Here is a 24196-nt window from a genome sequence, read left to right on the forward strand (position 1 = left end):
GTCATAAGCCCTTGTTTTCGCTAAATAATACGAATAATGTGCTATAGTACAGCAAGCTGTAAGAACTCTTCTTCCTTTATTGTACTATGAGCGTAGCGAATACTGGTTTTGCTTGCAAAACCCCTTAAAAAGGGGGGCTACCGCCCCAAGTGTAAACTATAAAACCTGTACAACTCCGTTGTAAGGCAACACTTGTAAATTCTGTAAATTTTAGGGGGAAAATCTTGTAAATTATGTAAACTTAATGGGTGTTATCTCAAAAATGTACAAAAAGTTAGAATATTTATTTTTATTTATTTTCATGAAAAATGCTAACTTTTTTTCTACTTTTTCGATTTATATAAGTAAGGGTTCTTTAGGAATATTCTAGGTATATAATAGTGAACGTTAGTGAACATTATACATACTAGGAATAATTAGGTGTCCTATAACAGAAACCTAAAGGTTTAGCTGTTATAGGTATAAGAAGAAAGTATATAGGGGTCATCTCCTAGAAGTTTTGAGGTAACGACATGAAAATCACAGCGACTAGGGCTACTGTCAAACAGGCCCGACTTACTATGAGAATTAATCTGCCTGAAAAACATTGTAGCTGCTATGCGAGAGGATGACAAAGCAATCGCAGCAGGGATTGCAGTGATGCCAGAATGGGCACGTCCTGTGGTAGGTGCATATCGTGAAGGGTCTCCTCATGTCAAGACTGCCGAAGAAGCTTTAGACTGGGAATCCATTCGTGCCGAGTTTAGTCGTAAGGCAAAGAAGTTTGAGTTGACCGCTTCAAATGATGTTTCATTTGACTTGCGTGGAGACGGTTTTGATTTGTGGTGCTACGCACACTAGTCTTCAGGAAAAATTATGGCCTCAAAGGTAAACGAAGCAGGTAACTACACTAAGCCCACCATGCGAAAGAACCTCTTTGAGAAAATTAAAGCCGGGAGTGCTGGTGGTAGGCCGGGGCAATGGAGCGCCAGAAAAGCGCAGATGTTAGCCAAACAATATAAAGCTGCCGGGGGTGGGTATCGTGACTAAGAAGCCCCAAGACTCTTTGATTAAATGGGGACGAGAAAAATGGGGCACCAAAAGTGGTAAGCCCTCTACACAAGGCCCCGAAGCCACAGGAGAGCGTTACCTGCCCAAGAAAGCTCGTGAAGCCCTGTCGGATAAAGAATACGCTGCCACCTCTGCTGCTAAACGCAGGGGGATGAAGGCAGGAAAACAGTTTGTAAAACAACCTAAGAAGATTGCCGAGAAAACGGCAAAATACCGCGATGCGGTGCTTTCGGGTAAGTACAGATAATTATTGCTTGTTAGCTTTCCTGGTGAAAGCACTCGGCTGTTAACCGAGAATGAGCTAGGTTCGAGTCCTAGACAAGCAGCCAATAAGCAGCACTGCGTATAAAAGCAATCTGCGTGAAGCTCCGATGTATAGCCGTGTCGGATGTAAAGCTTGTCCTTAGTGGGCAACGGCTTCTATTTTCATGTACGAGGTAGCTATGGCAAAGACAGCAGCTTGGACCCGAAAAGAGGGCAAAGACCCAAAAGGCGGACTCAATGCCAAGGGCAGAGCCTCCTACAATAAAGCTAATCCGGGAAAGCCCGGCCTTAAGCCCCCTGCCCCCAATCCCAAAACTAAGAAAGATGCCGCACGTAGGAAAAGTTTCTGCGCTAGGATGACGGGCATGGCTGGTCCTATGAAGGACGAAAAGGGTAGACCCACTCGTAAGGCCCTTTCCCTAAGAGCATGGAATTGCTAAATGTTGTACGCCCAGTCTCGTAACACTGGCTACAGAGTTATAAAACTTTATAGGCCACCTCCGCCTGTTGTTGACTCCGCAGTGAATTTTTACGGGATAGCGGCGCTTTGGTTTAATGCAGAGGTAACTTGGTATGGTTGAGATTGGTAACATTACTCCCACTACCAAGCAGGCTGGCGATAGATTCATTGTAGCTCGTGGGACATCTCCCGCTCAAGTTCTTCTTGATGATGTACTCGGTGCAAGTTTTGAAACAGTGTCGAAGAACCTACAAGGCCAAAACGCAACACTCTCTTTTTCTGGTGGTAATTTTACTACCACTGTATATGCTAATGGCATAACAAGAACCTTCAGTTTTTCTGGCGATGACCTGATCTCTATTACACTGTCCGGCTCAACTCCGGGTGGGATTTCCCTGACAAAAACATATTCTTATTCTGGTGGCAATATATCAGCCATTACTTACTCGTAAATACAGGAAACATAGATGGCTTTTCAATTTTCCACTGCTGCACGCAACGCAGCCCTCGACGCAATCGAAACGGCGGCTGGTACAGCCCCCACTCTGACTATCCGTACAGGCTCTGTTCCTGCCAACTGTGCAGCCACACGTAGCGGCACCGTGTTGGCAACGCTGGTGCTTCCATCAAACTGGCTTGCGGATGCGTCTGGTGGTACTAAAGCTATTTCTGGTACATGGCAGGACATTTCGGCAGATGCCGCAGGTACGGCAGCCCACTTCAGTATCGACCAAGGGGCTACTTGCCACATTCAAGGCACGGTGACTGGTACAGGCGGTGGCGGTGATATGACACTGGATAACACGTCGATTGCCTTGGGGCAGCAGGTGACTGTCACGGCGTTTACCTTGACCGCTGGCGGTGCCTGATGGCTGATGATGTAACTCTTCCCGCAACCGCCGAGGTTGTTGCCACCGATGAGGTGGGGGGTCGTCACTTCCAGCGCGTGAAGATGAATCATGGCGCAGACGGCGTGGCCCTTGACGTATCGCCCGCAACCCCGCTTCCGGTGGAGGTCCTCGGCGAACTGATCGAAGCCGTCGAAGCGATGCGCATGGCCATCAACGGGCTTGCAAAATCCATCGGTTATGCCCTGCCGAACGCGCAGGGCCAGCCGATCATGGAGGTCCGGCAGGCGACGGCGGCGAACCTCAACGTCGCGCTTGCATCGACAACGATTTCTTCGGGAACACTGACCACGGTTTCGTCGGTGACAAACCAGGCCCAGGCGGGCGGCTACGCCATGCAGGATTTCATCCCTGCAATTCTGCACATGCAGGCGGACGGCCTGCGCGCCAACATTCAGGTGACATGACATGCCCACGACCAATGGAAACAGAAAAATCCTTGACCTTAAGCGCTGGGAGTTCTGCGCCCCGGCTCCGGCGGCGTCGGTTGCGGGATCGTTCATCGCGTCTTCGCGCCACTTCCGGCAACAGCAACTGTACCTGCGCGGTCAGAACGAAAGCTACATCTACAACCCTTCGGAAGACGGCTGGGTCGCGCTGCCTGCGGCGGGGCTTGCGGCGGCAGTCGGGGCCGGTGCCTGCGGTGTCGCCGCCGCGTTTTCGGTGGGGGCCGCAACCGCTGTGGCATCCCTGACCGCCACGGGCGGCACCACCAGCACGATCATCACGAACCAGAACCTGCAACGCGACCTGCGGGGCTACAAGGTCCACATCATGGCAGGGCCGAATGCCGGGGCCGTGCTGGACATCGTGAGCAACACCATCGGTGCCAACGCGACCATCACGGTTGCGGCGCAGGCATCGGCCTTCTCGGCCTCGACCGTCTACCGGCTGCTCACCCCGACCTGGTATGTGTGCTGCAACGGCTCGGTTGCGGCAGGGTCGTTCCGCAAGTACGACTATGCCACCAACACCTGGACGACGCTGGCGAACATGCCCGCCTCGTTCGGCACCGACGCAAAGCTGGTGGCCACGCCTTCGATTGTGGATGGTGCGTTCAGGCAGTTCGCCACCGGGACGGCCACTTCGGCCACCACAACGACGCTGGTGCAGACCGGCAAGACCTGGGGCGCTTCGCAGTGGATCAACAGCCAGGTCCGCATCACGGCGGGCACGGGCGCGGGCCAGATCCGCACGATCAGCGCCAACACCGCCGATACTGTGACCGTCTCTGCCGCATGGACGATCACGCCCGATGCCACGTCGCAATATGCCATCGAGGGCAACGACGATTTCCTGTACCTGCTGGGCAACAACGCGGTCACGATGTACCGCTACAGCATTTCGGCAAACACCTGGACCACGCTTTCCCCCGTCGCCGCCCGTGCGGCGGCACCGGGGGCGGGCATGTCGGCCCATTGGGTGCATACGGCCAGAGAGACCGACTGGAACGCCGAAAGCGCCATCCAGAACGGGCGCTTCATCTACTCGTTTCAGGGGGCCGCCACGGGTGCTCTGCATCGCTATGACATCGCGGCAAATACTTGGGCCACGATCACCTATGCGCCCGCCTCTGAAACCTTCACCACGGGCAGCAAGTACGCGCTGCATAACGGCCAGCTTTACATCCAGAGGGACGCGACGGGGCGCTGGTTTGCCTATGATTTCGCCCGCAGCGAGTTGTTCCCGTGGGGGCCGATGCTGTACCCCCAGGGCACGGCGATTGTCGGCGATACCGCCTTCGACGTGATCTATGAAGATGGGGCGACCGACATCTTCTATGTCTACATGCTTCAAAACTCATCGCAGATTCTTCTGCGGCAAATGGTGATATGATGACGATCAGAGAGATTATCGACATGTGCGAAGCGCGCCTAGTTCAGCTCGACCTGCGGCGCACCTCGGCGACATCGCTGGGCGACATCCGACAGGTTCAAGGGATCGATGCCGAAAAGGAAGAAACGCAAACCACGCTGAACCAGCTCAAAACGCTGTTGGCATGATCGCCGCAACCCACGCCGGATAGGGTCAAACCATGCTGCTGCTTCTACTGAACCATACCCCGTCGGGCGGCGGCATCACCGGCAACGCCAGTGGCGTTCTGGACATCACGGGCACCGCGACGGGTGCCATTGGCAACGTCCCAATCACTGCCACGGCTAGTGGTACATTAGCCCTTACAGGGTCTTCCACAGGTGTTACTCCAATTGCCGGGGTAGTCTCTGGGACACTTGGTCTTGCTGGGTCATCGACAGGCGTTGTAGCAATTGCCGCAACGTCCAGTGGTGCCCTGCCCATCACGGGAGTTTCCACAGGCACTGTGGCAACGGCTGGATCAATAACCGGTACGGCTAGTGGGACAATAGCTTTCACCGGAACCTCGCTTGGTTCTGTTATTATTGCTGGAATTGGTAGTGGGGCTATCTCACTTACTGGCACCTCAGCGGGTGTAGTAGGGGTTTCAGGCACCGGCAACGGAACACTGGGGCTTACCGGCTCCTCTACAGGTCTTGTCTCGGCAGCAGGTCCGATTAATGGTGCTGTCAGTGGGGTGATTAGCCTCTCTGGTAGCTCAGTTGGGACTGTCTTTACCACTCTTGGCAATATACCTATTGACGAGGCTATAGAGATTATATTTAACTCCGAAATTGCTCCGGGCCTGACTCTCAGACAAGCGGTGTTGGATGCACGAAAAACATCAAAATTAGCGTTGGCTCTTAGCTTGTGACAAAGATAATTTAATAGGGTTACAACATGAATAATATGAAGATGAGTAAAAAGGTTGCAGAGATGGCGGGCAAGAAACCGCCCCGGCCCTCCAAAGGGATGCAGCGCGACACCTTCGGGGCCAAGCGCCCCGTCGTTAGTGCTAGCAAGGCACGCGCACGGCCAGCATCGGCTTCGCCTGCCTACGCAAAGGGCGGGATGGTTAAGGGCAAGAAAAGCTGCTAAAGGAAATAAATTGGAAAAGAGAAGTTTAAATGAAAGAGAGAAACTTTTTATTGAGCTTCTCTTTTCTACTGCCGATGGCAATGCAGCCAAAGCTAAGGTGCTAGCCGGATATAGCGAGAGCTACAAGACTAGTGAATTAATTGCACGTCTTGAAGAAGACATTATCGAAGCTACAAAGAAATACATCTCTCAGAATGCACCCAAGGCTGCTATTAAACTTGTTGGTATTCTGGATAACCCTGTTGCCATTGGTAACAAAGAACTTCTGGCTACAGCTAAAGATGTTCTTGATCGTGCTGGTCTTGCTAAAGTTGAAAAAGTTGAAATGAAAACCTCTGGCGGAATATTCTACTTGCCAAGTAAAGAGTCTGAGCAGGTTGACGAAGACGAAGAGGAAGAGTGATGGCCAAGCCTCGAGATTATAAAAAAGATAAACATGCCCAGAGATTATAAAAAAGAAAGTAATCTGCCACGGGGTGTTTATGTGAGGGGTTGTAAGTGGGGCGCTTTTACCAATTACAAGGGTAAAAAGACACATTTGGGGTTTTTTAGTACGCCGGAAGAGGCTATCAAAGCAAGACAGTTAGCTTATGAGCTACTCCCAGTAGAGTACAAAGACTGTGTTTCTTGCGGTAAGCCTTTTGAATTACTACAGAGACAGCAAAAATTTTGTTGTTCAGCCTGCAAGGGTGCGTACAAATATATAACCCGTAATGTTACAACTCAAAGTCAGTACGAAGGGATTTCTGGTAACTGGTCTCGCTATTTATCTAGGCTTCTTTATGCTGCCGGAAGAAAGCGTGACAACCTAACCCGAGAAGAGCTTTTTAAGATTCTGGAAAATCAAAATTATAATTGTGCTATAAGTGGACTGCCGCTAACCTGTAATCTTGAGGTTGGAACTAAATTTTGGTCGAACGCTTCTGTAGACCGTATAGAGGCTGGTGCCTCGTACACCCCAGACAATATTCAACTTGTGTGTCGTGCCGTAAATTCTTGGAGGTCTGACATGCCGCTTTCCCTTTTTATTAGTGTGTGTAAAGCAGTTGCTAACAATAACCAAGATAGATTGGAGGTGTAAGGTGACTCAGCAAAAGCGAGATTACCGTAAAAGAGTATAAGGCCACGCAAGGTACGCCAGAAGGTATTGCCGACAGGGCTGCACGTAACAAAGCTCGTCGTATCATGGAAAAGGCTGGAAAGGTGAGGAAAGGTGATGGACTCCACGTTGACCACAAAAACTTTAACCCCAGAAATAATAGCCCTTCCAACCTTCGTGTTGTTAGTCAAAAAATCAACTCTAGACGCCAGCCTAAAAGGAAATAGTCATGATGCAACCTGCACAAAAAGACATTCTTAACCTCTCCGGTAAAGACTGGAAATCTGTGCCTCGGCTGTCTCGTGTTATTCCTTTTGGTTATAAAGTCAGTGAGACTGATAGCAAGATGCTAGAGCCTGATGTCTTTCAACTTGAGGCTCTAGAACAAGCCAAGAAACATCTCAAAAAAGGTTATTCCTATCGTATTGTATCCCGTTGGCTTTCTGACGTAACTGGACGTACAATTTCGCACATGGGCCTGCATAAAAGAGTAGAGTATGACCGAAGCCGAGGAAATAAAGCTAAAACTCTTAAAAAGTGGGCCGAAGTCTATAAGGACGCTTACCAAAAAGCCAAGGCCCACGAAGACAAGCTCGGCAAAAGCACCTTCGACCTTGAAGACGCCCTCGATCCAGACTCCCCAATCCCCGCTCGTAACTGAGAGTGAAGAAGAGGGTGTAGAGCCTGTTGTAGAAGAACGGGTCATCTTTAAGCCAAATGAAGGCCCTCAAAGCGTATTTCTTGCTGCCTCAGAGCGTCAAATCCTCTACGGAGGTGCAGCAGGTGGCGGCAAGAGCTTTGCTATGCTGGCCGACCCCGTAAGATATTTCAGTCACCCAAAGTTTAGTGGCCTTCTTGTTCGTCGTACAACAGAAGAACTGCGTGACCTTATTCGTGAGAGTAAGACCTTGTACGACAACCCCACAGTAAGGGGTAAGTGGAGTGAACGAGACAAGACTTGGACATTCCCCTCCGGTGCTCAACTCTGGATGTCCTATCTTGAGAGAGATGATGATGTTCTAAGATACCAAGGGCAAGCCTTTACGTGGATTGGTTTTGACGAACTTACCCAGTGGCCCACAGCCTACCCGTGGAATTACATGTACAGCCGTCTTCGTACGACTGCCCCTGATCTGCCCCTCTCCATGAGGGCTTCCACTAACCCCGGAGGACCGGGGCATATGTGGGTTAAGAAAATGTTTATCGACCCTGCTCCTGCTGGTAAAGCCTTTTGGGCCACTAATATAGAGACAGGCGAGGTAATGATCGACGACGATGAAGAGAGCGAAGATTACGGTCGTCCTCTCTTTAGACGTAGGTTTATTCCTGCTGCTTTGAAAGATAACCCCTATCTAACAAGAGATAAAGAATATCGCAGAACCCTTTTGTCTATGCCAGAACATCAACGCAAGCAATTGCTGTACGGTGATTGGGATGTGGCAGAGGGCAGTGCTTTCACCGAGTGGAATCGGAAGATTCATGTCATTGAACCTTTCGATGTACCAAATCACTGGATTAAATTCAGGGCTTGCGACTACGGATACGGAAGTTATTCTGGTGTTCTATGGTTTGCAATAGAACCTAAGACAGACAAAATCATCGTGTACAGAGAATTGTACGTATCCAAAGTGCTGGCTATTGATCTGGCGGATATGATTTTAGATGCAGAAAGATACGATGGCTTAGTCCGTTACGGGATGCTAGACAGCTCCCTGTGGCACCAGCGAGGTGATACAGGCCCTTCTCTGGCAGACCAGATGATTGGTCGGGGATGCCGTTGGAGACCTGCTGACCGCAGCAAAGGCAGCCGTGTAGCAGGTAAGAATGAGATACACAGACGGCTACAGGTGGACGAATTTACGGGTGAACCTCGTATGCAAATCTTTGACACTTGTGTTAACTTGATTGCACAACTTCCTGCTATTCCTCTAGATAAGAGTAATCCAGAGGATGTAGATACAAACTACGCACACGATCACTTGTACGATGCCCTTCGTTATGGCTTGCGTAGCAGACCTCGATCTTCTCTTTTCGATTTTAATCCCGAAGTTAGTGGGGATGAATTTAACCCATCAAGTAGAATCTTTGGGTATTAAGGTGAACAATGAATCAAGATGAAACTCCGTTTGAAGTGCTCTCCGATCAAGTAGAAGCTCTTGATGATGTAGACAAGAACGTATCAGAGGAACAGAAAGTTTCTCCGATAGTTTCTTTTGTCAGGCAAAGGTACAGCCGAGCTAAAACTAAGAAATATACGGATGAACAACGTTTTATTACGTCGTACCGGAATTATCGTGGTTTGTACGGCGCTGATACGGTTTTCACTGACTCTGAAAAGTCTCGCATCTTTGTCAAAGTGACTAAGACAAAAGTTCTTGCTGCGTACGGTCAGATTGTCGATGTCCTTTTTGGGAACAATAAGTTTCCGTTGACAATTGAGCCTTCCCGTCTGCCCGAGGGTATTGCGGAAGCAGTGAGTTTTGATCCAGCTTTTGACTCTCCTGAGACCAAGGCTTATGTGAATCAAGCCCCCTTGTTTGGTACACGAGACGGCCCTCCCTTGCCGCCCGGAGCCACTCAATTTAACATAGCTCGTACAGGTGCTATGGCTGAAAAGCTGAAGCCTTTGGAAGACAAGCTTGTTGAAGGACGGGGGCGTACCCCTAGTGCAATTACAATTGAACCTGCCATGCTTGCTGCAAAGCGCATGGAAAAGAAGATTCAGGATCAGTTAGAAGAGAGTTCAGCCAATCAACACCTACGTTCTGTAGCTTTTGAGATGGCTCTGTTCGGCACTGGCATTATGAAGGGTCCGTTTGCTGTCGAGAAAGAATACCCACGGTGGTCGGATACAGGAGAATATGATCCTGAGATTAAGACTGTCCCCGTAGTGGAGTATGTGTCTGTCTGGAATTTCTATCCAGACCCAGATGCTGCAAATATGGAAGAGAGTGAATATGCTATCCAGCGACACAAGCTTTCAAAACAAGACCTAAAACAGCTTAAGAATCGTCCCTTCTTCAGACCCACTGTAATTGATAAAGCTTGCGAGTTTGGCCCCGACTACCAGCGTGAATGGTGGGAGATGGTGATGGAGGATGAGTCCTCTAGCAGCACAGTTGAAAGGTTTGAAGCCCTAGAGTTTTGGGGGTATGTAGACGCAAAGATGCTACGAGAGAACGGAATTGAAGTTCCTCGAAGCCTTAAAGACTACGATCAACTTAATGTCAATATCTGGGTGTGCAACGGACAAGTTATCCGCTGTGTCATGAACCCGTTCAAACCAACCCGCATTCCCTACCAAGCTGTCCCGTACGAAATTAATCCGTACAGCTTCTTTGGGGTCGGTATTGCAGAGAACATGGAAGATACACAGATTCTTATGAATGGCTTTATGCGGATGGCTGTCGATAACGCTGTTCTTTCTGGTAACTTGATCTTTGAGATTGACGAAAACAACCTAAGTCCGGGACAAGACCTTAAAATCTATCCGGGTAAAGTGTTCAAACGTCAGGGTGGTGCTCCGGGACAGTCAATCTTTGGTACAGAGTTCCCCAACGTATCGCAACAGAATATGATGCTGTTTGACAAGGCCCGTGTCTTGGCAGATGAAAGTACAGGACTTCCCTCGTACAGTTACGGTCAGACAAACATCAACGGTATTGGTCGTACTGCGTCGGGTATTTCTATGTTTATGAATGCTGCTGCTAGCGGTATCAAGACTGTTGTTAAGAATATTGATGACTACCTCCTTGCACCCCTCGGTAAAGCCTTGTTTGCCTTCAACATGCAGTTTGACTTTGATCCCTCTATCAAGGGTGATCTTAAGGTTGTAGCTCGTGGCACTGAAAGCTTGATGGCTAATGAAGTCAGGAGTCAACGTCTGCTTCAGTTCCTTGGTGTTGTTGCTAACCCGATGCTTGCTCCATTTGCTAAGATGGATGTCATTGTAAGGGACATTGCAAAAACCCTCGACCTTGACCCAGACAAGATTGTTAATAGTCTGGCTGATGCAGGCATTCAAGCAGAGATGCTCAAGGGTATGATGGGCAATGAGCCTACAGGCGCTGGGGGGCCACCTACAGGCCCACAAGGCATGTCGGCTACCCTACCACCCGGAGCACAAGCTAGCGACCCCACGGGGGCTGGTGGAGGCTCTATCGGTACAGGCTCAGTGCCTGCTCCCGGAACGTCTGGATTTAGCGCCAATACGGGACAAGTTTAATGAACTTATCATCGCTTAAGCCTCTGGTGCTGGACACTCAAAAATATAATGCTCTCATGGAATATCTGGATTTTAGGATTGACCGTGAGAGCAAACAGCTTGAAGATGTCACTGACCCTGTACAGATTTACAGGGAGCAGGGAATGATTAAAGCCTATCGTCGTCTCAAAAGCCTCCGAGATGAGGTATTAGCTTCGGATAAATAAGGAAATGGAAATGGACCCAGAAATCACACCACCTCCGGGAGCACTTCCTAACGAAGTGGCAGATACACAAGACATTAAGGCATCAGAGGGCGAGTACATCATTCCGGCTGATGTTGTTCGTTACCTTGGCCTCGACTACATTGAGAAGATGATTGGTAAGGCTAAAGACGGTCTCATGCAGCTTCAAGAGAATGGTCGCATCGGTGGGCAACTCCCAAAGGAGCCTGTCCAACAAGAGGTGCAACCCCTGCCACCTGAAGAGTCTCCCGCACCCATGATGGCTGCTGGCGGTCTTGTGACTCCCCAAGGTATGAAGCAGTCTAGGGATCAGTTTGGTAACATCATTTACATTCCGATTGATGAACAAACTACTGAAGCCTTCCAGCCCATGTCTAACTACAGCCAAAAAGATAAAGTGCCAGACAAAAACCAGAACATGCGTGTCGATAGGTGGACTCCCGACAAGTTTGTAGATTATGCCAGCCGTCTCGGCGGCATGCCTGAAAAGGTTGCTAAAGCTGCTGTTTCTTCTTTTGTACCTATGGGCCTTGGGGCAGTTGCTGTACGGGCACAAGAAAATTACATGAAGAAGAACGTCCCCAGTCTTATGGACCGTATGTTGTCCGAAGGCAAGGACTTGCAAGGTAACGCCTTAACTCCCGAACAAAGGGCTAGACTAAGCGGTGCCAGACAACAGGTCACTCAGCACTACGCTGAACAGGCCAATCGTCGAGAAGAAAAACCGCTTGAACGAATTGAGCGATTTGCAGGTCGTGTGAAACAGGCATTAGGGGTGGGTCAAAGAGATAAATCTCCCACTACCACAACCACCGCTCAAACAAGACAAAACACAAAATCGGGAAATACTTCTCAAAGTAATGCAAGTGCTCAACGCGAGGCGGCTCAAAGAGATAAAACCCCAGCTAAATCTGAGAGCACGAAAGATAAATCTAATAACCCTAAAGGCAAGTCTAGCGATTCTAAAGGTAAATCCGGTAGCTCTCGTTTTGCTGCTGGCGGACTTATCACTCGTCCTGACGAAGTTCGTATGCCTACGTACATGGCTAAAGGCGGACTAATCACTCGTAAATAACGGCCACCCAGATACACTGGCCCTGTTAAGGAAAAACAATGACTGAAGTAAAAGAAATTTCCTCTTCCCTTGTCAAGCGTAACAACCGTCGAATTGACCAAGCGGAAAAAGAACTCGAAGAGCTTATGAAACTTGAGACTAATCAACAGGAAGAAAATCCTGTACAGCCTGAAGTGAGCGAGCCAACAGTTCCTGAAACTGAGGAAAACCTTTCTCCTGAAGAAAAGACGTATCAGAAGCGATACAGCGATTTACGTCGCCATCAACAGAAGACGGAAAAAGCTCTTAGAGATGAAATTGAGAGCCTAAAAAATTCTATTGCTCAAAACCCCTCTCTCCCCAAGACTGAGGAAGAGGTGGCAGACTGGGTAAGTCGGTTCCCTGACGTGGCAGCCATTGTAGAAACTCTGGCAGACAAGAAGGCCAAAGAGCGAGACAGTGACCTCGAAGCACGTCTGAGTCAAATTGAAGAAATGCGGGATCAAATTGATCTTGAAAAAGCTGAAACAGCTATTCTGAAGATTCACCCGGATTTCAAGGAAATTAGTCAATCAGAGGAGTTCCACACTTGGGCAGAGACCCAACCAAAGTGGATTCAAGACTCTCTGTACGACAACGCAGATGCAAAGACGGTGGCGAGGTCTATCGACCTCTATAAGCTGGATAAAGGAATCAAGAAGATTTCCCCAGATAAAAATGCTGCCCTCTCTGTCAACACCCGAGCGCGGGTGACACCCCAAGAAAATGAAAAGGATTCTTGGTATTCGGAGTCTCAGATTAGTAAAATGTCTGACAAGGAGTTCAGTCAAAAATCTGAAGAAATCGAGAAGGCTCAGCGAGAAGGCCGTTTCCACTACGACATCTCTCGGAAAGCTCGCTAAACTCGGGGAGTGTAGGGCCGCTTAGGCCACCCCTACCTCACAAACAAACAAACAACTACGAACAGACCTACCCATGAAATATGGCCGGACAACACGTCCCACCCAGATATAATGGCCTCTGTGTGTAATGTGCGTTACTACTCTTAACATTCACATATAGGATACATAAAATGGCATTTCCTACCGCCGCAGGTTATGGCAACCTGCCCCTTGGTAACTTCTCTCCCGTAATCTTTTCCAAGAAAGCCCAACTGGCTTTCCGCAAACTGTCGGTTGTAGACGCTATCACCAACTCCGACTAAACCATGTGGTCCTTTGAAGAGTAATCTTCATCGAAAACTCAGTGAATTGCTGGAAAACCCTACCATTTAGTTGAGGGCAATCAGCAGCCAAGCGCCGCAAGGCGACGGTCCAACGACTAAGATACAAACTCAATGACACCGACTTAATGCCGGTAAGGAGACACAATGAATAAAAATGATCGCGCCCTTCTTTTGGGTATGCTTATAGGTGATGGTTGTCTTAAGACAAAACACCATGTAAGTGGGGATGGGGAGAAGAGTACATACTACGAGTATGTCATTAACCACTCTATCAAACAAGAAGAATACTTAATTTTTAAGCGAGACCTTTTCCACAAGATCATGGGCGGAAAGCTTCCGAACTTATCTTATGGAAAGTCTGCTATGAACTTAGGTAGCGTCAGATTTTCGAGGTGTCACAAAAGTTTTAGGTTACTGCATAAATACCTATACTCTAACAATAATAAAAAGTTTTTGACCAGACGGGTATTAGATTACCTTAATCCGCAAGCCATTGCCCTTTGGTACATGGATGATGGGGGCATAAAACCCTCTTTTAGGAAAGACGGTAGTGTAAGTTCTTGTCAGATGGTGCTATCAACATATTGTTCAGAGCAACAAGCCGACCTTATCTTACTTTACTTTAAAGAAAGATGGGGGGTCTGTGGAATTAAAAAGTTACACAGGAAAACTAAGCTTTGGTATTTAATCTTTAACACCACAGAAGGTAGGAAATTAGAGGAACTAATTAGTCCTTACATTATACCTTTTATGGAGTATAAACTTCCAAGTAAACGTATCACAAGAGCGCTGAGCACCCCAACAGATAATGCTGTGGGTGATGATATAGTCTTAGCTACGTAGAAATACGTAGAGACGAGAGTTAAATGCTCTCGTATAAAATCGCCCTGACATGGGCGAAATCTCCAACTTCGGTGACTCGGTTCGCATCATGAAAGAGCCTGAAGTCTCGGTTGCTCCGTATGCTCGTGGGCAGCAGATTGTCGCGCAAGACCTGCTCGATGAAGACTTCACCCTGACCATCGACCAAGCCAACTACTTTGCGTTTAACTAATTTGGACGCCTTGGGGAGTAATCCCCTCGCTTAAACTGTGTGAATTGCTGGAAACCCTAAATGAAAAGATGCTCTCGCTGTAAGTGTGACAAATCCCTCGAAGACTTTAACAAGACAAAAAAGCCATAAAGACGGTTTGTCTTTTATTTGTCGGGAATGTAACCTTGAACAGACGAGAAAATACAGAAAACAAAACAAAGATAAATACTACTTTGACCAACAGGCTTATCGTAGTACAGAAACAGGTTTTGTATCTCAAACTATACACAATTGTAAGACCAGAGCTTTGAAAAAAGGTTTTGAGTTTTCTCTAACAACTGAAGATTTATTAAATCTTATGCAAGTCCAAAATATGCAATGTGCAGTAACTGGGTTGTTAATGGATTTTAAGAGTCAGTCGAGAAAGAAAGCCAACCCTTTTAAGTGCTCTGTTGATCGTATAGATTCTTCTAAAGGCTATACTTTAGATAATGTGCGATTGGTGTGTTGGGCTGTAAATCAGATGAAGTCTGATAGAACAGAGGACGAGTTTGAGTTTTGGATTAAATCTATTCACAAGGCAATCAGCAGCCAAGCCCCGTAAGGGGAAGGTTCAACGACTATCCCGTAAGGGAGTACGCCCAAGTGGGCGGAAGCGCTCAGCCCCTCTAAGAAGAGGGTGATGATATAGTCTACTCTGCATGGAAACATGCAGCAGTTCATAAGAGAACGGGGTAAGCCTAACGACCTTACTCGAATATAATGCAAACTGGACGACATCGAAGAGGCTCACTCGCACACTGGTTGGATGGACGCAGCTACTAACCGTGCTGCCTACCGCATGAAGGATAACTTCGACCAAGAAGTTCTGGGTTATATCTCGGGTTATAAGCAAGCCGCCCAGCACCAGCCTGCTTCGGTCGCTCGTGTTGCTGCCGACATTCCGGGTACTCGTGCAATTGCTACTGCAACGGCTTCGGAACTTCTGGCCTCCAACATCCTGAAGAAGGGTGACTTTGCCAGCATTACTACTGCCGGGTCTGCCGACCACTCGATTCCTCTGGCAGCTCGTCTGCCCGGTGCTACGACTCTCTCCACTTCGACCATCTCGCCGCTGACTATGTTTGCTCGTATGGCTCGTCTCATGGACCGTCAGAACGTAGACCAAGACGGTCGTTGGCTGGTTATCGACCCGGTTCTGATGGAAATTCTGAAGGACGAAGATTCTCGTCTGATGAATGAAGACTTTGGCGAGTCTGGTGGCCTCCGTAACGGCCTTGTGACCAAGCGTCTGCACGGGTTCACTGTATACGTTTCCAACAACCTGCCCAAGATTGGTACGGGGCCGGAGACGACTGGTACGGCTAACCAGAACACTAACTTTGGTGTTGTTGTTGCAGGCCACACTTCGGCTGTTGCCACTGCGGAGCAGATTAGCAAGACTGAAAAGTACCGTGACGTGGACAGCTTTGCTGACGTTGTTCGTGGGATGCAACTCTACGGTCGCAAACTTCTGCGTCCAGAAGCTATCGTGACCGCAAAATACAACATTGCAGGGTAACTTATAACAAAATCAATAGGTTAGTAAATATGTCAAGTATTCTGCCCCACGATCATCCAATGAATAAACTAAAAAATTGTGTTGATTGCGGGGTAGAGTATCCACCAGAAGCTTCCCCAGTACATAAAAACCCAAGGGGATATGCAGGCTATATATCTTTGCCTAGATGCAAAACTTGCAATGCTATTTGGAAAAATAAGAACCATCTAGCACGTAAGTATGGCTTATCTATTGAAGACTACAATCAAATGTTGATTGAACAAGGTAACAAATGTTCAATCTGTGGGTCCAGTGGAAGTGGTGAAGACAAGAGCAAGTTTGTTGTAGACCACTGCCATAATACAGGCAAAGTTCGCGGACTGCTTTGTTGGCCTTGTAATATAGGTCTTGGTATGTTTAAGGATAACCTTGACTTACTTGACAAAATTAAAATCTATCTGACTAAGTCATAATAGGAGAATAAAATATGCCTACTCTTCAATTCCCTCGTAAGGGGGTTGCTCGTCTTGGTGCTTCGCCCATTGCTGAAGTTCGCATCCTCGATGTTGAACTGAACCTCGCTACTGATGTAGTGATGGGTACTGCCACTGACGACGTCGTTCTCGCTGACGTACCTGCCGGGACTATTGTTCTTGCAGGGGGCCTTGAGCAACTCGTTGTAGGTACTGGTACGGGCACTCTTGTTGCCCGTGTTGGTTCCACCACTGTATCAGCCACTCTTGCCTCTACGGCGGCTGTTGGTACGGTAACTGCCGGGGCTGCGATTAACCCTGTTATCGTAACCGCTGCCTCCACCCTGAACGTGCTGGGTGCTACTGCTGTTCGTACTGACGGCGTGGTTCGTGCATTCTGGGTTGTGGTTGAGGGGCTTAAGCCCACTCGTACTGTATCTGCACAGCGTGACACGACTCTCGGCTAAGACTACTGGGAGAGGGCTTAAGTGTCCTCTCCCCTTTTCCTCATGAGGTGTTCAGAATGAGCTACAACTTTCTAAGTTTAGTTAATGATATTTGTGGGCGTCTTAATGAAGTGCCTCTAACTCAGACTAATTTTGCCAGCGCCACTGGCTTCTACTCGCAAGCCAAGAGTGGTATTAACTCTGCTCTTAATGAAATTCACCAAGATGCTTTTGAGTGGCCGTTTACAAATGTTGTCAGGACAGACACTCTAGTTGTCAATCAAGCTAGGTACACATCACCCACTGACACTAAGAGCATCAATTTTGATAGCTTTCGGCTTAAGGGTGACTTAAGTAAAAATGTACAGACGACACGTCTGGTACAAATGGATTACGAAGAATATTTGGATAAGTATGCAGACGCGGATTTTAATCCCGGAGATTATGCAAACATCCCCCGCTTTGTTTTTAGAACACCGACAGTTGGTTATGGAGTTTACCCCCCGCCTAAGACAGATTATGAGCTTGTATACGAATATTACAAGCTTCCGGTAGAATTAGAGTTGTACAATGATGTACCTCTTCTGCCAGAACAATACAGACATATGATTGTCGATGGTGCTATGCACGATTGCTTCATCTTCAGGGGAGACCCAGAGGGTGCTGCTGCAATTTGGGATAAATTTAAACAACGGACGAAAGACCTCCGTAAGCTTTACCAAAATCGTTATGAGTATGTTCGTAGTACAGTAAGAGATTCTCAAGGAAGACTTGGTAGAGGTTATTGGTGATGAGGACTTTTTGGGAGACTTTTCCAATCGAATTTAGGGGCGGGTTAATGACCGATGGTAGCCCCCTGCGACAGGGTATTCATTTCCCAGGGAGTGCCTCTCAACTTGTCAACTTCGAGCCTTCTATCGAAGGTGGTTACAAAAAAATCTTAGGCTACAATAGGTGGGTGAATGATGTTGTACCGGGATCAACAAATGTACAGGGCGTAATTATTGCCAGTGCCGATGATGTCATCGCAGTCCGTGGTGGGAAATATTATGTGTCCTTAGCAAAAGCTAACTGGGTACAGAAACTTGATCTTGCCAGTACGTCTGGCCAAAAGATTCGACACACTCTGTTTAACTTCAACGGTACACCTAAAGTTTGTATGGTGGACAGTCTGCACAGACCTGTGTTCTACGAGAGCTTAACTGACACTATTGTACAAGATGTCGCTGCTCCCTCTGATGTCTTAGGAGCTTCCCGAGTGGTGGAACACAAGAACAGGTTGTTCTTTGCTAAAGGCCCTACCTTAGTGTACACAGCACCGTTTGCTGAGACCGACTACACGCCGGGCAATGGGGCTGGGGTAATTAATGTTGGAGATGTAATCTCTGGGCTAATTGTATTTCGGGATGAGTTGATTATCTTTTGTAACGATAAGATCAAACGACTGGTTGGTTCCAGTCCCTCTGATTTTGTACTCAGGACGATCACCCTGAAAACTGGTTGTGTTGACGGAGACACTATTCAAGAGGTAGGTGGAGATATTCTTTATCTTGGCCCAGACGGCATTAGATACTTAAGTGGTACAGAACGTAATGACGATTTTGGGCTGGCCCGTGCATCGGAGTCTATCCAGAGGGACATTACTACAACTTTTGTTGGGGGCAGTTCCTACTCTTCGTTTACCATCCGTAAAAAGGCTCAGTATCGCATTTTTAGATACGATCTAGCTACAACAAGGGAAAATTCTGTAGGTTATCTGGGCACTCGTTTTGAAGACCAGCAGCCGTCTGGTATTGCTTGGGGACAAGTAAAGGGTATAAAAATCTTTTCTGTAGACAGTAGACAGTTTGGTTCCTCAGAGATTATCCTCTTTCTGAATGAAGACGGCTACGTGTACCAAGCAGAAGAAGGCTTTAGTTTTGACGGCGCTGCTATAAGTTGCCTATTCACTACTCCGTTCATGCCGATAACTGACCCGCAGGCACGTAAGACTTATTACAAACATACACTCTACTTAAAAAGTGAAGGTGAAGTCGATATTAACTTGCGTGTCATTCTTGATTTTGATGCACCCGATAGTATCCAACCCCAGACTATTGCTATCCAGAATAACACAAGTGGCTCCGCCATCTGGGGGGCTATCACTTGGGGGTCATTTATCTGGGGTGGTGTTATACGCGATACGTATGAAAATCAAATTGTAGGAAGTTCTTTTACAATCGCCCTCTCTTATTCAGAGTCTAGTACTCTTCCATCTTTTTCCCTAGATACCGCAGTGCTAGAGTATAAACAAAACGACAGGAAATAATAATGACCGGATATGTGAGGCAACGAGACGCCAATATCGTTAATGGCGGGGTCGGCAACGCCAGTGATGTCAAAGCCGAGCTAGATCAAGTACAGCTTGCATTCAACGCAACGACTGGTCATAAACATGACGGCACAACTGGCGAAGGTGTGCCAATCACTGTGACTGGTGCAGGTCAAGATTATCTCTTTGATCCCCTTTTGATTAGACCAAAAATCACAGCAACCTATGACCTTGGCTCGTCTTCTTTTAGATTTAAGGATGGGTATTTTAGCGGCACTGTTTCTGTTGCAGCCCTCTCTGCTTCCGGGGCCTTGACAGTTGGTGGGAACTTATCTGTTACAGGTTCTATTTCTGCTGCGACAGGCACTATCGGCGGGACTGCAATTACCACTGCGTCTAATACACAAACCCTGACTGGTAAAACTATCGACCTCGGGTCTAACACTGTCACAATGACCTCTGCTCAGTTAGCCGCAGCTCTGACTGATGAAACTGGTACTGGGGCTAGTGTATTTGCTGGGTCTCCGGCTCTCACGGGCACTCCCACTGCACCTACAGCCGCAGCAGCTACGAACACCACTCAGATTGCCACTACAGCCCATGTGTTTGCGGAGCGGTCTAACACCGCCACCCTCACAAACAAGACCCTCACCTCTCCCGTGGTTAACGGAGGTACAATTAGTGGCATCACTGACCTAGCCATTGTAGATGGTGGCACTGGTGCTTCTGACGCTGCAACAGCGCGGACCAACCTTGGCCTTGGTACAATGGCTACTCAAAACCAAAACACGGTTGGGATTACTGGCGGTACAATTTCTGGCATAACCGACTTAGCTATCGCAGACGGTGGCACAGGGGCTTCTACAGCCGCGCAAGCGAGAATTAACCTTGGTGTAGCGGGTTGGACAGAGGTTGGTGAGTTTGCCACTACATCTGGTAGTGCATTTGATATAACTAACATCCCTGATTTAGTGACAGAAATTGAAATCATGTTTAATTTTGTCTCTCTCACCGGGTCTATAATCGGCAATATATTGATTCAACTAGGGGCTTTTGGTGTTGGTTCGCTTGATACTACTGAATACTCGTATAACAGTTGCATCTTGGAAAACCTTGATAAAGTTACTATATCTTCTTCTAACTCCTTCTCCGGATTTTCAATTGAGCTGAATGGCCCTAATAACGTAGTTACTGGGACTATGCGACTTGTGCGAGGGTCTTCCCCCTTACTGTGGCAATACACTTTTATAGGTACGAAACACGGCGGGGCGATGTCATTTGGTTCTGGTCGTAAATATCTCAGTACAACTAGGCTGGACAGGTTTAGAATCACTACTACAAATGTATCTACTTTTGACCTAGGTAGTATCAACGTGAGGTACAGATGATTACTCAAATAGATGCACAAACCGGAGAAGTGACTATTCTTGACGAAAATGCGCCACCTATTTTCTTAGCCCCCAAGACTCCCGACCCCAAACTTGTCGGCGTAGAGTTTGGTGGGGTGATGTGCAGTGCAACGGCGGCAGATCAGAATGGTTTGATGGCAGTGTTTCTGTCCATTCAAATTCAGGGTGCTTCTTTTGTCCCCACACGATTCTATTTTGATAATGGCAGCGAGCTAGTCATCACTCTGTCAAACTATCAGGCGTTTATGGCTGTCTGGCTACCATTCCGCCAATCGTTCTTTGCTGCTTAAAATTAACTCCCTTGGAGTTCTTAAAAATGATTAACTACTTCAAGGAATGCTGGAAAGCTTCGTTATTGTTTTGGGGAGAAGTGAATAGCTCCTCGAACTATTACAACGATCCCTACGGTGGTGGCACAAATCAACTAAGTCACGTTGCTTTAGGGGCCGTTGTTGTGTGGGCCACCTGCTTAGTATGGGCAGCCACTTGGGGAGAAATGCCATACAAGATACCTATGTGGTTAACCTTGTGTGGAATTTACGCTGTTGTCATTGAGTATTACATACAAAAGTGGAATGGCGCAGACAGTATGTACGACACAATGTTTTTTAGTTCTGGGGCTGCTGTTCCCTTCATCTCCCTCTCGGAGATTGGTGTCATAAAGAATGGAGTTGTCTATTTGTCAGATAGTAGTGTCTTGGCAGGTAAGGACGGCGTCATCTTAGTGCTGGACTATAAAGCATCCTTGCCTATATTAATTTTTATGATAATTGCCCTCACAACTTATGTCATGCCTCGCGCAATCCAAAAATATATAAAGGAAAGAGAATGATGAATATTTTTGGTGTCGCGGTGAGCTTTGGGGAATTTATTACCGTTGCAGGTATTCTCTTTGCAATGGTGGCTGGTTGGACAACTATCAATTTTAAGCTCAACGCAATTATCGAACGAAACATAGACGCTGACAAACGACTCGAATATCTTGAGAGACAGTTGGAGTCTAAGCTTATGGAAACAAAATCTGTGTTAGAGGCTCGTATCACTGTAGCAGAAGACCGTATCTCTAAACAAGATGTTGTTACTGGCAGGAATGATGAACGTCTGAAGTATATCCAAGAGCAACTCAATAGGGTCGTCACTCTGTTGGAAAAACGTAATGATCTTAAGTAAGTCGAGGTTGTAATTGAAAACTTTCTTTGATACAGTACGAGAAAATCTTGCAGGTGGCAAATTAACCCCCGGACAAGTGGGGGGTTTAGATGCTTTGCTTGCTGCTACACAGGGGCTGGACGTAAAACACCGAGCCTATCTTTTGGCGACAGCATGGCACGAAACTGCATTCACAATGCAACCAATTGTAGAACGAGGTTCTCGCCGTTATTTTGATAAATATGAGCCGGGTACAAAGCTTGGACGAGAACTTGGAAACACAAGGTCTGGGGATGGATATCTGTATCGTGGCCGTGGTTATGTGCAAATTACCGGACGAAAAAACTATGCTAGGGCATCGCTGGAATTGGAAAGCGACTTGATCGGTTATCCAGACCGTGCGTTGAACGCAGCCCTTGCCGCAAAGATATTGGTGGTTGGATGTACTGAGGGATGGTTCACTGGAAAGAAACTTTCAGACTATCCCGACTATGTCAACATGCGTCGGGTTGTTAACGGCACAGATAAAGCTGAACAGATTGCAGGGTATGCCCGCACGTTTGAGAGGGCTTTGACAGAGCAAGAATCTGACAAAGATTTTTCGGTTGTAACACAATCTGCTAATTCTTTTCTGGACAAATTAAAAAGTATTTTTAGCACACGCAGGGTGTAGTCATGAACAGATATATTCAACTTAACAGCCTTACTTGGTGGGCGGGTTTTATTCCGCTGGTCGCAGGTCTCGCTCTTGCAATCTTACCTGAGTTCCCATCCCTCAGTTGGCTCCTTAACATCTTTGTTCGTCTTGTAGGGGACATTCCTGCTTGGGCGTTGATTAACGGTGGTTTAGCTGCTATCGGTATCAAAGCTGGTCAGGTGTATAACCGAGAAACAGTGCTTGCCAGTATTGCTAAAAAGTAAAAGGTGTTTTTATGTTCTTGACGTGGTTTAAGGGTCTGGGAATATCTAAGTGGGTTATAATTGCCTTAATCGCTGTAGGGTCCTTCTTTTACGTACTGAACTTGGGTAACACCCAACAAGAGCTTGTCCAAATCAAACAAGAACAAAAGAAACAAGAAGTCACCAGAGCTAAGGTAAAAAAAGCAAATGAAACTATTAAGTCTTCCCCTGATTTTATTTCTGGCTGGCTGCGCGACAACGGGTATTTCCGAGATTGAGTCCCTAAAAGCTATTCAAGAAAAAGCTTCCCTAGTTAAACTTTCTCGCACAGACCACCCACAAACAATACAAACTGTTGGGGAACTCTTGTACATTATAGATAAAGTAAGTGGACCTAAATAATGGCAACATTTCAAGAATTGGTAAACACTTACAACACACCAAATCCCATCCCCGCCCCAACTGCACCCCAAGTCTCTGTAACAAAAGCTACTCAAGAGCAGATAAATAATGGTGTGATTGACCCCAACAGCGGGCAGTTAACTCAGCCAACCCCTAATGTTTCCACAACCACGGGAGTTGCTCAAAAAGCAGAGACTCCGTCGGAAATCACAACCAGTACAGTTGAGGCAACTAAGACTGGCGACAAGATTGAGGGGGTTCTTGATAAAGTTGGGTTAAGTAAAAATGCAACTGTGCAAGGGCAGATGGAAAATCTCCAAGCTGGTTTTGTTGGCGGCAAGACCCCTGCATGGGCTGCTGGTGCTCTTAGGAGTGCCGAGGATGCCGCTGCTGCAAGGGGCCTAGGCTCTAGCTCCATAGCCGCTGCTGCCCGCACACAGGCCGCTCTAGAGGCTGCTTTGCCCATTGCTCAACAAGATGCCAATGCCTTCTTGCAAGTTGATCTTCAGAAAAATGAAGCACGGATAAACAGCCTATTTACTGATGTAGCAATGGATAATGCTACTAAACAGTTTAACGCCTTAAATGAAAATCAAGTTAAGCAGTTTAACACTAATCTCAAGTCCCAGACAGAGCAATTCAATAAAGCTCAGTCTAATGCTATGACTCAGTTCAATGCTGGCGAAGAGAACGCTACGTCTAGGTTTAAGGCTCAGATGGAGGATCAACGTCAACAGTTTAACGCTAATAACAGGTTAGTTATTGACCAAAGTAATGCTGCATGGCGTAGATCAATCACTACCACCGAGAACGCTGAGGCTAACGAGGCAAACAGACTTAGGGCACAGCTTGTCGCTAACATGACTTTGGCTGAATACAATAACAACGCTCAAGAACGCAGAGATAAAATTAGCTACGCATTCACTGCTCAACAGAATAAAGAAAATAGGGCATTGGAGCTAACGCTTGCTAACATGACTGCTGCCGAGGCTGGTAGAGCCAGAAAAGAAGAAAGGAGAAAGGGGTTGTTTGGCGCAGTAGGTAAATTTGTAGGAAAATTGTTTGGGTAATT

Annotated in this window: 36 protein-coding genes and 1 tRNA gene; all 37 read left to right on the top strand. The window is 47.3% G+C overall.

Going from position 1 to position 24196, the window contains the following annotated elements:
* The first annotated feature begins 597 nt into the window (after positions 1-597).
* The 37 genes from IM509_RS05285 to IM509_RS05455 all read left to right on the top strand — a co-directional run bounded on the left by IM509_RS05285 (position 598) and on the right by IM509_RS05455 (position 24194).
* A complete protein-coding gene (locus IM509_RS05285) occupies positions 598-840 on the top strand; it encodes a hypothetical protein (RefSeq protein WP_287716537.1) in 243 nt (80 codons plus the stop codon).
* Between the two features lie 15 nt (positions 841-855).
* Positions 856-1029, top strand: coding sequence for a hypothetical protein (locus IM509_RS05290; RefSeq protein WP_287716540.1), 174 nt, complete (start codon positions 856-858; stop codon positions 1027-1029).
* A complete protein-coding gene (locus IM509_RS05295; RefSeq protein WP_287716541.1) occupies positions 1022-1297 on the top strand; it encodes a hypothetical protein in 276 nt (91 codons plus the stop codon). Before IM509_RS05290 ends, IM509_RS05295 begins: the two co-directional genes overlap by 8 nt.
* Positions 1298-1301: 4 nt before the next feature.
* Positions 1302-1379: transfer RNA gene (locus tag IM509_RS05300), tRNA-Asn, on the top strand.
* Positions 1380-1493: 114 nt separating this feature from the next.
* Positions 1494-1754 (top strand): DUF6321 domain-containing protein, encoded by a 261-nt coding sequence (locus IM509_RS24025; protein ID WP_353847195.1) that lies wholly within the window; start codon positions 1494-1496, stop codon positions 1752-1754.
* A 133-nt stretch (positions 1755-1887) separates the two neighbouring features.
* Positions 1888-2226, top strand: a complete 339-nt coding sequence (locus tag IM509_RS05305) for a hypothetical protein (RefSeq protein ID WP_287716544.1) — start codon at positions 1888-1890, stop codon at positions 2224-2226.
* Positions 2227-2241: 15 nt separating this feature from the next.
* A complete protein-coding gene (locus IM509_RS05310) occupies positions 2242-2643 on the top strand; it encodes a hypothetical protein (protein WP_287716545.1) in 402 nt (133 codons plus the stop codon).
* Positions 2643-3089, top strand: coding sequence for a hypothetical protein (locus tag IM509_RS05315; protein ID WP_287716547.1), 447 nt, complete (start codon positions 2643-2645; stop codon positions 3087-3089). Before IM509_RS05310 ends, IM509_RS05315 begins: the two co-directional genes overlap by 1 nt.
* 1 nt (position 3090) lies before the next feature.
* Positions 3091-4518 (top strand): Kelch repeat-containing protein, encoded by a 1428-nt coding sequence (locus tag IM509_RS05320; protein ID WP_287716549.1) that lies wholly within the window; start codon positions 3091-3093, stop codon positions 4516-4518.
* Entirely contained in the window at positions 4515-4685 is a 171-nt protein-coding gene (locus IM509_RS05325) for a hypothetical protein (protein WP_287716552.1), read from the top strand. Before IM509_RS05320 ends, IM509_RS05325 begins: the two co-directional genes overlap by 4 nt.
* A 32-nt stretch (positions 4686-4717) precedes the next feature.
* Positions 4718-5410, top strand: coding sequence for a hypothetical protein (locus IM509_RS05330; RefSeq protein WP_287716554.1), 693 nt, complete (start codon positions 4718-4720; stop codon positions 5408-5410).
* Between the two features lie 234 nt (positions 5411-5644).
* Positions 5645-6037, top strand: a complete 393-nt coding sequence (locus IM509_RS05335; RefSeq protein ID WP_287716555.1) for a hypothetical protein — start codon at positions 5645-5647, stop codon at positions 6035-6037.
* 33 nt (positions 6038-6070) lie between these two features.
* Positions 6071-6715 carry a hypothetical protein gene (locus tag IM509_RS05340; protein WP_287716557.1) on the top strand — a complete coding sequence of 215 codons (645 nt, stop codon included), beginning with the start codon at positions 6071-6073 and terminating at the stop codon, positions 6713-6715.
* Between the two features lie 104 nt (positions 6716-6819).
* Entirely contained in the window at positions 6820-6960 is a 141-nt protein-coding gene (locus IM509_RS24030) for an HNH endonuclease (protein ID WP_353847196.1), read from the top strand.
* A gap of 2 nt (positions 6961-6962) precedes the next feature.
* The gene (locus IM509_RS05345) at positions 6963-7394 is read left to right on the top strand and encodes a hypothetical protein (protein ID WP_287716559.1); all 432 of its coding nucleotides are present in this window, start codon (positions 6963-6965) and stop codon (positions 7392-7394) included.
* Positions 7348-8829, top strand: coding sequence for a terminase large subunit domain-containing protein (locus IM509_RS05350; RefSeq protein WP_287716561.1), 1482 nt, complete (start codon positions 7348-7350; stop codon positions 8827-8829). The genes IM509_RS05345 and IM509_RS05350 overlap by 47 nt, the downstream gene beginning before the upstream one ends.
* Positions 8830-8837: 8 nt before the next feature.
* Entirely contained in the window at positions 8838-10958 is a 2121-nt protein-coding gene (locus IM509_RS05355; protein ID WP_287716563.1) for a portal protein, read from the top strand.
* The gene (locus IM509_RS05360) at positions 10958-11164 is read left to right on the top strand and encodes a hypothetical protein (RefSeq protein ID WP_287716564.1); all 207 of its coding nucleotides are present in this window, start codon (positions 10958-10960) and stop codon (positions 11162-11164) included. Before IM509_RS05355 ends, IM509_RS05360 begins: the two co-directional genes overlap by 1 nt.
* A 10-nt stretch (positions 11165-11174) precedes the next feature.
* Entirely contained in the window at positions 11175-12257 is a 1083-nt protein-coding gene (locus tag IM509_RS05365; protein WP_287716565.1) for a hypothetical protein, read from the top strand.
* 38 nt (positions 12258-12295) lie between these two features.
* The gene (locus IM509_RS05370; protein ID WP_287716566.1) at positions 12296-13138 is read left to right on the top strand and encodes a hypothetical protein; all 843 of its coding nucleotides are present in this window, start codon (positions 12296-12298) and stop codon (positions 13136-13138) included.
* A gap of 170 nt (positions 13139-13308) precedes the next feature.
* The gene (locus tag IM509_RS05375; protein WP_287716567.1) at positions 13309-13440 is read left to right on the top strand and encodes a hypothetical protein; all 132 of its coding nucleotides are present in this window, start codon (positions 13309-13311) and stop codon (positions 13438-13440) included.
* 165 nt (positions 13441-13605) lie between these two features.
* Positions 13606-14304 (top strand): hypothetical protein, encoded by a 699-nt coding sequence (locus tag IM509_RS05380; RefSeq protein WP_287716569.1) that lies wholly within the window; start codon positions 13606-13608, stop codon positions 14302-14304.
* A 49-nt stretch (positions 14305-14353) separates the two neighbouring features.
* Positions 14354-14515 carry a hypothetical protein gene (locus IM509_RS05385; RefSeq protein WP_287716571.1) on the top strand — a complete coding sequence of 54 codons (162 nt, stop codon included), beginning with the start codon at positions 14354-14356 and terminating at the stop codon, positions 14513-14515.
* Between the two features lie 85 nt (positions 14516-14600).
* On the top strand, positions 14601-15098 hold the full coding sequence (locus IM509_RS05390) for a hypothetical protein (RefSeq protein ID WP_287716573.1): 498 nt from the start codon (positions 14601-14603) through the stop codon (positions 15096-15098).
* A 204-nt stretch (positions 15099-15302) separates the two neighbouring features.
* Positions 15303-16055, top strand: coding sequence for a phage major capsid protein (locus tag IM509_RS05395; RefSeq protein ID WP_287716574.1), 753 nt, complete (start codon positions 15303-15305; stop codon positions 16053-16055).
* A 29-nt stretch (positions 16056-16084) separates the two neighbouring features.
* A complete protein-coding gene (locus IM509_RS05400; protein ID WP_287716575.1) occupies positions 16085-16507 on the top strand; it encodes an endonuclease VII domain-containing protein in 423 nt (140 codons plus the stop codon).
* A gap of 14 nt (positions 16508-16521) precedes the next feature.
* On the top strand, positions 16522-16974 hold the full coding sequence (locus IM509_RS05405) for a hypothetical protein (RefSeq protein ID WP_287716577.1): 453 nt from the start codon (positions 16522-16524) through the stop codon (positions 16972-16974).
* A gap of 56 nt (positions 16975-17030) precedes the next feature.
* On the top strand, positions 17031-17744 hold the full coding sequence (locus IM509_RS05410; protein ID WP_287716579.1) for a phage adaptor protein: 714 nt from the start codon (positions 17031-17033) through the stop codon (positions 17742-17744).
* A gap of 47 nt (positions 17745-17791) precedes the next feature.
* Positions 17792-19261, top strand: a complete 1470-nt coding sequence (locus IM509_RS05415; RefSeq protein WP_287716580.1) for a hypothetical protein — start codon at positions 17792-17794, stop codon at positions 19259-19261.
* A gap of 2 nt (positions 19262-19263) precedes the next feature.
* Positions 19264-20652 carry a hypothetical protein gene (locus IM509_RS05420; RefSeq protein WP_287716581.1) on the top strand — a complete coding sequence of 463 codons (1389 nt, stop codon included), beginning with the start codon at positions 19264-19266 and terminating at the stop codon, positions 20650-20652.
* Positions 20649-20963: a hypothetical protein gene (locus IM509_RS05425; RefSeq protein ID WP_287716583.1), complete on the top strand. Its 315-nt coding sequence runs from the start codon at positions 20649-20651 to the stop codon at positions 20961-20963. The genes IM509_RS05420 and IM509_RS05425 overlap by 4 nt, the downstream gene beginning before the upstream one ends.
* Before the next feature lie 26 nt (positions 20964-20989).
* Positions 20990-21505, top strand: coding sequence for a hypothetical protein (locus IM509_RS05430; protein WP_287716584.1), 516 nt, complete (start codon positions 20990-20992; stop codon positions 21503-21505).
* Entirely contained in the window at positions 21502-21843 is a 342-nt protein-coding gene (locus IM509_RS05435; protein ID WP_287716585.1) for a hypothetical protein, read from the top strand. Before IM509_RS05430 ends, IM509_RS05435 begins: the two co-directional genes overlap by 4 nt.
* 13 nt (positions 21844-21856) lie before the next feature.
* Complete coding sequence (locus IM509_RS05440; protein ID WP_287716586.1) at positions 21857-22495, top strand: hypothetical protein; 639 nt, start codon at positions 21857-21859, stop codon at positions 22493-22495.
* A gap of 2 nt (positions 22496-22497) precedes the next feature.
* On the top strand, positions 22498-22743 hold the full coding sequence (locus IM509_RS05445; protein WP_287716587.1) for a hypothetical protein: 246 nt from the start codon (positions 22498-22500) through the stop codon (positions 22741-22743).
* Positions 22744-22929: 186 nt separating this feature from the next.
* Entirely contained in the window at positions 22930-23124 is a 195-nt protein-coding gene (locus IM509_RS05450) for a hypothetical protein (RefSeq protein WP_287716588.1), read from the top strand.
* Complete coding sequence (locus tag IM509_RS05455; protein WP_287716590.1) at positions 23124-24194, top strand: hypothetical protein; 1071 nt, start codon at positions 23124-23126, stop codon at positions 24192-24194. Before IM509_RS05450 ends, IM509_RS05455 begins: the two co-directional genes overlap by 1 nt.
* The last annotated feature ends 2 nt before the right edge of the window (positions 24195-24196 follow it).

The sequence above is a fragment of the Microcystis sp. M31BS1 genome (assembly GCF_020245285.1).
Lineage (GTDB): Bacteria > Cyanobacteriota > Cyanobacteriia > Cyanobacteriales > Microcystaceae > Microcystis > Microcystis panniformis.